This window comes from Pseudoalteromonas sp. SCSIO_11900, from assembly GCF_000576475.1.
GTDB classification, from domain to species: Bacteria; Pseudomonadota; Gammaproteobacteria; order Enterobacterales; family Alteromonadaceae; genus Pseudoalteromonas; species Pseudoalteromonas tetraodonis.
The window spans coordinates 410,139-421,562 of sequence record NZ_KK070025.1; the positions used below are offsets into that span (position 1 = coordinate 410,139).

12 protein-coding genes are annotated in these 11,424 nt (G+C 39.9%); 11 read left to right on the forward strand and 1 reads right to left on the reverse strand.

The window, feature by feature from the left end:
- The first annotated feature begins 31 nt into the window (after window positions 1-31).
- Window positions 32-205, forward strand: coding sequence for a hypothetical protein (locus BG00_RS17175; RefSeq protein WP_253861433.1), 174 nt, complete (start codon window positions 32-34; stop codon window positions 203-205).
- Between the two features lie 15 nt (window positions 206-220).
- Window positions 221-784, forward strand: coding sequence for a type 2 periplasmic-binding domain-containing protein (locus tag BG00_RS16050; RefSeq protein WP_036983905.1), 564 nt, complete (start codon window positions 221-223; stop codon window positions 782-784).
- Here the strand turns inward: BG00_RS16050 and BG00_RS16055 are convergent, their stop codons facing one another.
- Window positions 785-1,594, reverse strand: coding sequence for an acyl-CoA thioesterase (locus tag BG00_RS16055; protein WP_036983906.1), 810 nt, complete (start codon window positions 1,592-1,594; stop codon window positions 785-787).
- Between the two features lie 239 nt (window positions 1,595-1,833).
- Between BG00_RS16055 and dnaK the strand changes: the two genes are divergently transcribed.
- The 9 genes from dnaK to BG00_RS16100 all read left to right on the forward strand — a co-directional run bounded on the left by dnaK (window position 1,834) and on the right by BG00_RS16100 (window position 11,424).
- Entirely contained in the window at window positions 1,834-3,750 is a 1,917-nt protein-coding gene (gene dnaK, locus BG00_RS16060; protein WP_036983907.1) for a molecular chaperone DnaK, read from the forward strand.
- A 215-nt stretch (window positions 3,751-3,965) separates the two neighbouring features.
- Complete coding sequence (gene dnaJ / locus BG00_RS16065; RefSeq protein ID WP_036983908.1) at window positions 3,966-5,105, forward strand: molecular chaperone DnaJ; 1,140 nt, start codon at window positions 3,966-3,968, stop codon at window positions 5,103-5,105.
- 105 nt (window positions 5,106-5,210) lie between these two features.
- Window positions 5,211-5,672, forward strand: a complete 462-nt coding sequence (ybaK, locus tag BG00_RS16070) for a Cys-tRNA(Pro) deacylase (protein WP_036983909.1) — start codon at window positions 5,211-5,213, stop codon at window positions 5,670-5,672.
- A 182-nt stretch (window positions 5,673-5,854) separates the two neighbouring features.
- Complete coding sequence (locus BG00_RS16075; protein ID WP_036983910.1) at window positions 5,855-6,223, forward strand: response regulator; 369 nt, start codon at window positions 5,855-5,857, stop codon at window positions 6,221-6,223.
- Between the two features lie 135 nt (window positions 6,224-6,358).
- Window positions 6,359-6,610, forward strand: coding sequence for a hypothetical protein (locus BG00_RS18315; protein WP_013463170.1), 252 nt, complete (start codon window positions 6,359-6,361; stop codon window positions 6,608-6,610).
- Window positions 6,611-6,773: 163 nt separating this feature from the next.
- Window positions 6,774-7,037 carry a CBU_0592 family membrane protein gene (locus BG00_RS16085; protein ID WP_008112375.1) on the forward strand — a complete coding sequence of 88 codons (264 nt, stop codon included), beginning with the start codon at window positions 6,774-6,776 and terminating at the stop codon, window positions 7,035-7,037.
- Window positions 7,038-7,208: 171 nt separating this feature from the next.
- Window positions 7,209-8,939, forward strand: a complete 1,731-nt coding sequence (locus tag BG00_RS16090) for a sensor histidine kinase (RefSeq protein WP_036983911.1) — start codon at window positions 7,209-7,211, stop codon at window positions 8,937-8,939.
- Window positions 8,932-10,293 (forward strand): sigma-54-dependent transcriptional regulator, encoded by a 1,362-nt coding sequence (locus tag BG00_RS16095; RefSeq protein WP_036983912.1) that lies wholly within the window; start codon window positions 8,932-8,934, stop codon window positions 10,291-10,293. Before BG00_RS16090 ends, BG00_RS16095 begins: the two co-directional genes overlap by 8 nt.
- Before the next feature lie 174 nt (window positions 10,294-10,467).
- Complete coding sequence (locus BG00_RS16100) at window positions 10,468-11,424, forward strand: porin (RefSeq protein ID WP_036983913.1); 957 nt, start codon at window positions 10,468-10,470, stop codon at window positions 11,422-11,424.

An 11,424-nucleotide genomic window follows, 5' to 3' on the forward strand; every position in this document is an offset into this window, starting at 1 on the left:
GATTAGGTGAAAGAGTGAAAATTGTATTTTATTGGCCTTAGTGTGTTTATGTGGCGATAGTTTTGCATTTGTTAATGGTATTAAGCAGCACCAAGTCATTATTGCGGCTAACCCGACTGTTGCGCCTTATGTAATAAGTGAAAATGATTCAGGTATTCAGCTCGAGATTGTAAAGACAGCACTTAACAATCAAGACATAAATTAGGTTGATGTACATTACATGTCAAATCAGCGTGCAGATGCTTTATTGAATCAAGGGCATGTTGATATTGCATTGAATTACTCGGGTATTTTAATTGCTGGCATATATCGAAGCCAATCGGTTGTTAGTTATGAGAATGTGGTAGTGAGTCTTAAAAAGAGTAACTTCACTATTAATACTATTTACGATCTGGCGACTAAAAGTGTTTTAGCATTTCAAAATGCGCCTGCTTATTTACCTAAAGAATTTGGTCACAACTTAGAGAACTTGAGAGGCTATGAAGAAGTATTCAATCAACAAGCGCAGATACACCATTTAATGGCAGGGTGGGTTGATACGACTATTCTCGATAGACTTATATTTCTTCACTATTTAAAGGAATATCAAAAAGCCATTGCCACTAAAGATTTTGTTATTCATGCTATTTTTCCACCTGTGGCAAGGCCTGCGTATTTTAACAATGATTTGCTGAGACTGCAGTTTGATAAAGGCTTGGCCAACATAATTCAAAGTGGTGAATATCGCACCATCATGCTTAACTTAGATAAGCAATATACTCAGCGCGACTTCACTGCTCTTTAATTAATCAAATAAGGCAACAGTTTGACGGGTGAGTGCAATAAGCTCCCCCGATTGTGACCAAATACAGCCATCTTCTAAGCCGTAGCCATCTTTTGAATGATGAGTGATTGCTTCAAAACCCAACCATTCACCTGGCACTAAATTAGGCGCTTGTACAAACTCTAAATACCACGACATGCTACTAGCCGGTGCTGGTTGCTTAAACATTTGTAGTAATGTTGGCGGCCATGCGTCAGTAAGAGCAATAACATGAGCTTCTGTAATTTCTTCAGGCTTGTGTTTAAATCGCATCCAACCACCAAGGTGAGAGGTTTGCGCACTACTAAACGGCATGGCGCCTTGCTGTGGGCATAAATCAACATGCTGAAAAAACTCTGGCATTTTCCCAGGTACAAAGCCTAAACAATGGCCTTCGTTTACAGGGTGTAAGGTTAACGACTTTGATACCGGCACATTAATTGATGAGTTACGATTTTTTGCAAAACAGGCCTGCACGATGACACACACCGCATCATCTTGAATAGCCTTGGCGAGCACTTGGGTACTGCTTTTACCTTCACGTAATATTTCTACCGATAATGAAAACGGTTTTTCAGCCAATAATGGCCCTACAAAGTTTGTACTTAAAGAAAGCAATCTTCTTGATGAATCAACTTTATTGCGCATTGCTTGATAAAGTAACGCAGCAGAGAGGCCACCAAAAGCAGTACGGCCTTGGCACCAGTTAGCAGGAAACTGCATGGTATTGGTTAACGGGTCAGTTTCCTGACTCGCTTGGGCAGCTTGTTTTAATAATTGTTCAAAGTGCACAAATAATGTCCTTTTGCTGTTATTTGCTAAATTTATATCACACCCAAACTCATCAGACTAGACAAAAAATAAGCTCCCAAATTACAAAAAATCAGCAATCCCTACTCTTTTTAGGGTTATTTAGTAAATAAATTAAAAAAAATGCGTTTTTTTTCATTTTTACAGTTGAATTAACTTTGTGGCATCCCTATTAACTAGTCATCGAATGTATTAACGAATTTAGAAGTTGGAGAAGATTCATGGGTAGAATTATTGGAATCGATTTAGGTACTACTAACTCTTGTGTTGCAGTACTTGATGGTGATAAAGCACGTGTTATTGAAAATGCGGAAGGCGATCGCACAACCCCGTCTATTATTGCTTATACGCAAGACGGTGAAACGTTAGTAGGTCAACCTGCAAAACGTCAAGCGGTAACTAACCCAACAAACACGTTATTTGCAATCAAACGTTTAATTGGTCGTCGCTTTGAAGACGAAGAAGTACAACGCGATATCGGTATTATGCCGTTCAAAATCATCAAAGCTGATAACGGCGATGCATGGGTAGAAGCAGGCGGTGAAAAACGCGCTGCACCACAAATTTCTGCTGAAGTATTGAAAAAAATGAAAAAAACGGCTGAAGACTTCTTAGGTGAAGAAGTAACTGAAGCGGTAATCACAGTACCGGCATACTTTAACGATTCACAACGTCAAGCTACAAAAGATGCGGGCCGTATTGCGGGTCTTGAAGTAAAACGTATTATCAACGAGCCAACAGCTGCAGCCCTTGCATACGGTATGGATAAAAACCGTGGCGAAAACGTAGTAGCGGTATACGACTTAGGTGGTGGTACTTTCGATTTATCAATCATTGAAATTGATGAAGTTGAAGGTGAGCACACATTTGAAGTACTTGCGACAAATGGTGACACTCACTTAGGTGGTGAAGATTTCGATAACCGTGTAATCAACTACTTAGTAGCTGAATTTAAGAAAGACCAAGGTATCGATTTACAAAATGATCCGCTTGCTATGCAACGTGTTAAAGAAGCAGCAGAGAAAGCGAAAATTGAGCTTTCATCAGCACAATCTACAGAAGTTAACCTTCCGTACGTAACTGCCGATGCATCAGGTCCTAAGCACATGAACGTTAAACTAACGCGTGCTAAACTTGAGTCATTAGTTGAAGACTTAGTAACTAAGTCAATTGAACCACTTAAACGTGCATTAGCGGATGCTGATTTATCTGTAAATGATATTAACGATATCATTTTAGTAGGTGGTCAAACACGTATGCCACTTGTTCAAAAAACAGTTGCTGAGTTCTTTGGTAAAGAGCCACGTAAAGATGTTAACCCGGATGAAGCGGTAGCTGTGGGTGCGGCAATTCAAGGTGGTGTACTTGCAGGTGACGTGAAAGACGTACTATTACTAGACGTGTCTCCATTATCGCTAGGTATTGAGACAATGGGCTCTGTAATGACAGCGCTAATTGAGAAAAACACCACGATTCCTACTAAGAAATCGCAAATATTCTCAACAGCAGAAGACAACCAATCTGCAGTAACCATTCATGTGTTACAAGGTGAGCGTAAGCGTGCTAGCGACAACAAATCTCTGGGTCAATTTAACCTAGAAGGTATCCGCCCGGCACAACGTGGTACACCACAAATCGAAGTAACATTCGATGTTGATGCCGATGGTATCTTACATGTATCTGCAAAAGATAAAGATACAGGTAAAGAGCAAAAAATCACTATTCAAGCATCTTCTGGTTTAAGCGATGAAGAAGTTGAAAAGATGGTTCGTGATGCAGAAGCGCATGCTGAAGACGATAAAAAGTTTGAAGAGTTAGTAGCTGCACGTAACCAAGCTGACGCACTTGTTCACGGTACACGTAAGCAAATTGAAGAAGCGGGTGATGCTCTGCCAAGCGAAGACAAAGACGCGATTGAAGCGGCTGTTGTTGACCTAGAAGCAGCGATTAAGAGTGACGACAAAGCTGAGATTGAAGCGAAAACGCAAGCGCTTGTTGAAAAGTCTCAAAAGCTAATGGAAATCGCTCAAGCTAAAGCACAACAAGCTGGTGGTGACGCTGGTGAACAACAACAGTCAGCTAAACAAGATGACGATGTTGTTGATGCAGAGTTCGAAGAAGTTAAAGACGACAAGTAATTGTTGCTAACGCTTCTCGCTAATTTAAAACACATGACCAAATCAAGTGTTTGAGTTAGGATGAACACATGAGGCGCGTAGGCTAAAGCTTAACGCGCCTTTTGCATGTAAAGAGAAGCGAATAAAACGCTTTAAAAATTCAATGATAAATCGATATGATTTATCGGTTTGTCCAGCAGCTAACGCTGTAAATAGAAAAGAGTAGTGTGATAGATATGTCAAAACGCGATTATTACGAAGTCCTCGGCGTAAGCAAAGATGCGAGTGAGCGAGACATAAAAAAAGCGTATAAACGCTTAGCGATGAAATATCACCCCGATCGTACCGCCGGTGATAAAGACCTTGAAACTAAATTCAAGGAAGTTAAAGAAGCTTACGAAATACTGACTGATGCGCAAAAGCGTCAAATGTATGACCAATACGGCCATGCAGCCTTCGAACAAGGTGGTGGCGGTGGTCACGGTGGCTTTGGCGGCGGCCAAGGTGATTTTGGTGATATTTTTGGTGACGTATTTGGTGATATTTTTGGTGGCGGCGGTGGTCGACGTCAATCACGTCAGCAACGTGGCTCAGATTTACGTTACAACATGGACTTAAGTTTAGAAGAAGCAGTTCGTGGTAAAGACGTTGAGATTAAAGTACCTACTTGGGTTAGTTGTGAACCATGTGATGGCAGTGGTGCTAAAGCGGGTTCAAAGCCAAAGACATGTACAACCTGTAATGGTGCAGGCCAAGTACAAATGCGCCAAGGTTTTTTTGCCGTGCAGCAAACCTGTCCGACATGTCATGGACAAGGTCAGATCATTTCAGATCCTTGTAATAAATGTCATGGGCAAGGCCGTGTAGAAAAAACTAAAACGCTATCGGTTAAAATCCCGGCAGGCGTAGATACTGGCGATCGTATTCGCTTATCAGGTGAAGGCGAAGCAGGCATGCATGGTGCACCAGCAGGTGACTTGTATGTGCAAGTATCTGTTCGTGAACACAAAATATTTGTTCGTGAAGCCAACAATTTATATTGTGAAGTACCAATAAGCTTTACCACCGCAGGCCTTGGCGGTGAAATTGAAGTACCAACGCTTGATGGCCGTGCAAAGCTTAAAATACCGTCAGAAACACAAACGGGCAAAATGTTCCGTATGCGTGGCAAAGGTGTTAAGTCAGTACGCAGTGGCGCTCAAGGCGATTTAATTTGTAAGGTTGTGATTGAAACGCCAGTTAATTTAAACGAGCGTCAACGTGCCTTACTTAAAGAATTAGATGAAAGTATGGGCAAAGACAGCTCAAAAAACCGCCCTAAAGAGCAAGGCTTTTTTGATGGGGTTAAAAAGTTTTTTGATGACTTAACTAAGTAATGAGCAGGATCAATAGACCTTAGTAAAAACGGCGCTTTTTTAGCGCCGTTTTTTTATGTTTAATGTGCTAAATTATTAGGGAAATTTATTTTTGGACTTTATCAGATGACCCCCGCTATAGAGCAGCTAAAAAAAAGCGATATTAAGTTTGACATACTTAGTTACGAGCACGATATAAACAATACTAATTACGGCCTCGAAGCGGTTGAAAAGCTTAATCTTAACAGCGCCCAAGTATTTAAAACCCTAGTGCTAGAAACCTCAGAGCAACAGCTTATTGTAGCGGTGACTCCCGTCACTCAGCAGGTTAATTTAAAACAGCTTGCGAAGCTTTGTGCAGTAAAAAAAGTGATGATGGCAGACCCACAAAAAGTGCAGGCGAGTACCGGTTATATTTTAGGAGGAGTTAGCCCCGTTGGCCAAAAAAAGCGGCTAAAAACATACATACACTCCAGTGCGTTAGATTTTGAAATGATATATGTTAGTGCCGGAAAACGCGGGTTAGAAGTAACACTAAGTGCAAAAAGCTTAGCACATATAACCCAAGCTTCGTTTGGAATTTTTTAAACTTTTGTTTAGCTAAAATAAGGGGATACAAGTATCCATCTGATTACTTGCGGCAATAGGTATTGTTAACTAATGTTGTTACTACACATAACACGTTTTTGTTAATACCTTTTGGATTGACGTGTCGCCTTTACTTTGTTTTAATGAAAATTTGCTCGCAGCTATTTTGGTAAAACATACGCATGAAAATACTTGTTGTTGATGATATGCCGTTAATGCGTCATGTATTAATTAATATGTTAAGGAGGTTGGATTATATAGATATTGTTGAAGCCACAGATGGGCTTCAAGCAATAAACATACTGCAAAATCAAATGTTTGATTTGGTTATAACAGATCTTCATATGCCTAAAATGGATGGCATTACTTTACTTGATAATATTAGAAAAGATGCCGAGCTGAAAAACCTTCCTGTACTTATGGTGACCTGTGAAGATAGTTCTTCGACTGTCAAAAAAGCGATTAATGCTAAAGTGTCAGGCTTTATCGTAAAGCCTTTTAATATGAATGTGTTATCAGCTAAATTAACCCGTTTATCGATAAAAGCCTAAAGCGAATCGTTTATAAAGTAGAGTTATCTACCGACTGTTTAAAAATATATTAGCGCAACAGCCATTCATTATTTTCTACCGCTGATGTGATAGCATTATGCTATTAACTAATCGTAAAGTAATTATTGAGGAAGTATGGCTAAGCCCAATAAAAAAGGGCCTACAAAAACGGTCGATATATTTTGTTCTGCGTGTAAGGCACCGTTATTCAAATACCGTAAAGGTGGCAAAGGTGCTTTAGTAAAATGTTTTATAGAAAGAATAACCCAAGATCACACCCATACTGAATGCGTATGCCCAGGCTGTGAACGACCTTTTGCCCGCCCTACAATTATAAGAGGAACCCCTGCCTATAAAATGATTGGTGGTAAAGTTACTTTTAAATAAACCTTTCGTTTATAGCCTAAAGTAGTGCGGGGCGGACATAAGCCCTTGTTTGCTTTTATTTCACTGGTAAGCTTCGCTGGTTTTGCTGTTTCAATGATTGAAAAAAACCCTCCCCATGGATTGGGCCAGTCAGTTGGGTTTTAAAATGGAAAAGGATAGACGTGTGATCGCACTTTTATTTGATATTGTTGGTATGAGTGGTACTTTTTTAGTGGTTGGTTCATTTTTTTTGCTGCAACTAAATAAAGTTTCACCTAAAAGTTTAACGTATAACTTAATGAATTTAAGTGGCGCTATTTTGTTACTTATTAGCCTTTGTTATAACTTTAACTTAGCAAGCTTTGTGATTGAAATATTTTGGATTGCAGCCTCATTAATTGGCTTATACAAATATTTTAAAGACAAACCTGTCGTTGCAAAAGCGTAAATTAAGCTAAAACAGCACACCTTAAAAGGTGATTAAACCGTGGAATGTAATATTTCACGGTTTTTTAGTTTCAGTATAATTGTTAACAAAAAGTTTCTTCTGCAAAGGGGGATAACTCGTTACAATATTGGCTATTACTTATTATTGGCATCATAGTTGTCATAGGCGTTTATGTTCTCCATCCCCAAAAAAATTATTTTTGCCTGTATATTGTTAGTACTATTATTGGTGATCACCTTTTCGTTTGGTCGTGCTTATGATTTAGGGCAAGCCAAAATTCAAGCTGATCAACAAGTCATCCAATTAAATAATTATATCGATAACGAACTCGCTCGATTTGCGGCTATCCCTCAGCTGCTAATTGAAAATAACGTATTGATTCGTTTTACTAATAATGAATCACAACACTTTAATGCAATTAACAATTACCTTGCTGATATTCAACAAGCCAGTGGTGCCTCAGATGTATACATACTAGATACTCATGGCGATGTTATTGCCAGTAGTAACTGGCAAACCGACTATACATTTTTAGGTAGTAACTTTGCATTTAGACCTTATTTTAAACAAGCGTTTGCCGGTGAAAAGGTCGCATACTTTGCACTTGGTCAGCGCTCAAAAGAGCGCGGAATTTATTTTTCCCAAGCTATTTACCTAGATGGAAAAGCCATTGGCGTGGTGGCGCTTAAAACTAATGTCGCTAAATTTGAAAACGATCGTTCGCTTTTAAATACTTCAAAAGGAAGCCATTTTTATTTGCAACTTGCCGATAATATTATTGCCATGTCAGATGAACCCGCATGGCGTTTAAATAGTTTTACAGAGCTTGATATTACCGCGCGTCGTGATATTAAACAGCGCCGTGCTTACTTAGATCATCAACCGCTACAAATTAAGCAACAGCGCTACAAAAGCCAAGGCATTGAGCAATTTAAAATTGCTAAAGATGAATACGTTGCCGCCTCAAGACCCTTAACTCATCTGAATGCAACCATGACAGTGCTTGTTGATATTTCAAACATTAACGCCTTACAGGTGCCTAGATTACTATGGCTAGTGTTATTTTATTGGGTGTTTATTTTTGTTGGATATAGCTTATTGGCACGCTTTGCCGGGTATAAAAAATTACTGTATTCGCGTCACAGTTTAGAGCTCGAAGTACTAGAGCGTACTCAAGCACTCGAAAAAGCCCAAACCGCATTAGTACAGTCGGCAAAATTAGCCACTATTGGGCAATTGAGTGCGGGCATTAATCACGAAATTAACCAACCGCTCAGCGCAATGAACACCTATTTAGCCAGTGCTAAAATTTTCCTAAAAAAGGGAAGGCTTAACGCATTAAGTGAAAACTTAATCATTATTGAGAATTTGGTAGAGCGGGTGCATAAAATAGTGGCGCAGCTTAAACACTTTAGTAAACCGGCGACCATGCAACTTCGGCCTCATCCATTGTCGGCGTTATTAAACAATGCGTTGATGATCACCCATCCGCAACTTAAACAAGACGATGTTAACATAAGTGCACCGCAGTTTTCGCAAGAGATCACGGTGTGGGTCGATGCGTTAAGGTTTGAACAAGTATTGGTTAATGTGATCACCAATGCATCACAGGCAATGAAAGGTGAGTCTGTTAGAGAGCTCAGTTTTGATGTTGAATGCTTTGAAGAGCGCGTTAAGCTTTCTATATTAGATAGTGGCCCTGGTATTGAGTATCATGTGCTGGGGTCTATTTTTGAACCTTTTTATAGTACCAAATCAAGTAACGGTTTAGGGCTGGGCTTGTCGATTTCAAAGCAAATTATTGAATCATTTAATGGGTACTTAACTGCACATAATCGCCCTGAAGGCGGTGCGCAATTTATTATTAGTTTATCAAGCATAGAGGCCACTAAAAATGATTGAAGCCGTTGTTTGCAAACAGATTATTGTTATTGATGATGAAGCGATGATCCGCGATTCATTGAATCAGCTATTAACGCTCGAGGGTTATGAGGTACAGTGTTTTAGTGATGCAAGTGTTGCCTTAAGTCGCTTAAATCGCAGTTTTTGTGGCATTGTACTCAGTGACATAAACATGCCCACTATGGATGGTTTAACGTTTATTGAGCAGGTAAAAGCATTCGATAGCGAACTACCCGTGATATTTTTAACCGGTTATGCTGATGTTTCTGTTGCGGTAAAAGCGATGCAACTAGGCGCGTATGATTTATTTGAAAAACCACTGAACGAAAATTTATTAGATTGTATTGCCAGAGCCTCAGATAAACGTGCTTTAGTAATGGAAAACAGAGCGCTGAAGCGCGCGGTTGAGAAAACGTCGGCGCCCGGTGTGCGTATTTTAGGTGATACGCTTAAAATGCAGCATATGATGAACCTACTCAACACGGTGATTGATACACCAGCTGATGTGCTGATTGAAGGTGAAACTGGCACAGGTAAAGAATTGGTTGCTCGCTATTTACACGATCATAGTAACCGTTCAAGCTGTCAGTTTGTGGCTATTAACTGTGGCGCAGTCCCAGAGCAATTAATAGAAAGCGAACTGTTTGGGGCTATCAGCGGAGCCTTTACTGGCGCAACACACGATCGCAAAGGTAAATTTGAGTTTGCTCAAGGCGGCACCGTTTTTTTAGATGAAATTGAAAGCACTCCTTTATCACTTCAAGTTAAATTACTACGGGTGCTTGAAGAGCGAAAAGTAACCCCCGTTGGTGCTAATAAAGCGATAGAGCTTGATATTCGTATTGTCGCAGCCACCAAAGTCGATTTACTTTCGCTGGTAGAAAAAGGTGAGTTTAGAGCCGATTTATATTACCGATTGAGTTTAGTAAAAGTCAGTATTCCTGCATTGAGAGACAGAAAAGCAGATATTCCACTGTTATTTAAGCATTTTAGTTCTATTGCTGCGACCCGCTTCCATAAACCGTTAGGGGCGCTCAATATAGAACTACAACAACGTTTACTAGCGCACGATTGGCCTGGCAATGTGCGGGAATTGAGAAATCAAGCCGAGCGCGCGGTATTGCTAGGCCCCGATCTGGCATTTGCACAAAGTGATTCAAGCAACAGCACGCTATCATTAGATTTGAGCCTAGCCGAAAAGGTCAGCTTTTATGAGCACTCCTTAATTGAAGAGGCGCTAGAGCTTAACCATGGCAGCATTAAAGACACCATGACAACCTTACAAATTGCGCGTAAAACCCTCTACGATAAAATGAGTAAATATAACCTTAATCGAGATATGTTCACCGATTAATGGGTGGAAATGGTGATATTGAGTGTTTTTTATGTGTGGAAACCCGCACATTTCAATGTTTATTTTTAAACCTTTATTTTTTAAATTACTGAAAGTATTTATTATTTTTTAGTTGGTCATGTTCTTGCTTTGTAGGTGCAGACAACAAGTAGCATCACATAATTAAGACACATAATGAAAAACAATATATTCCAAGGTTCAGTACTTGCTGCGTTATGCAGTGCTGCCACGTTACCTGCAACCACTTTTGCAGCAGACTACACAGTGTATGGTAAAGCCGAAGTACAAATTGCTAACACCGATACAGGCATAATGCGTTACGCTGACGAAGGCACGCAAATAGATGCCCCTTTTTCGCGTATTGGCATTAAAGGTGACCATAAATTAAATGAGTATTTTACCGCGGTATTTAAATACGAAGTTCAAGTAAAAGGTTTTGAACACGACGATACCAATGAGCCTTTTGCAGCACGCAATACTTACTTGGGCCTAAAAGGCGCATTTGGTGAAGTGGTGGTTGGGCGAAACGACACGCGCTTTAAATATTCAGAAGGTAAGCTTGATAATTTTAACGAAACCCAAGCTGATATTGCTCAAGTAATTGCAGGGCAAGACCGCTTAGGCGATACCATCACCTATACCTCTAAGTATTGGCATAACGCGCAGTTTTCATTTACCTATGCACCAAAAGATGACAACAAAGATAACGAAGCAGGATTTGCTGCTACGCTAATTTACGGCGACCGTAATTTAAATAAAACACCTTACTCTATTTCAATCAGCCATGTCGATTCGCTTAATAACATAAAAGCAAGCCGTATTGCGGGTGTGTATAAGTTTGAAAAATTACAATTAGGGGCATTGTACCAGCATTCAGAATCGATTGACGGCGCTAAGTCTGGCAACGGTTATGTACTAAGCGCAAGCTATAAGTTAGACAAATGGGTACCTAAAGTACAATTTGCAAAAGATGATTCAAAACTACGTCAAACATCAGACGCTACCCAGTGGACCACGGGTGTAGATTATGTATTTGACAAGCAAACCACAGCTTACCTTTTATACACTGACCTCGACCTAGAAGAAAATGCTGATAGCAGTGTTGCACTTGGTCTTAAATATAAATTTTAA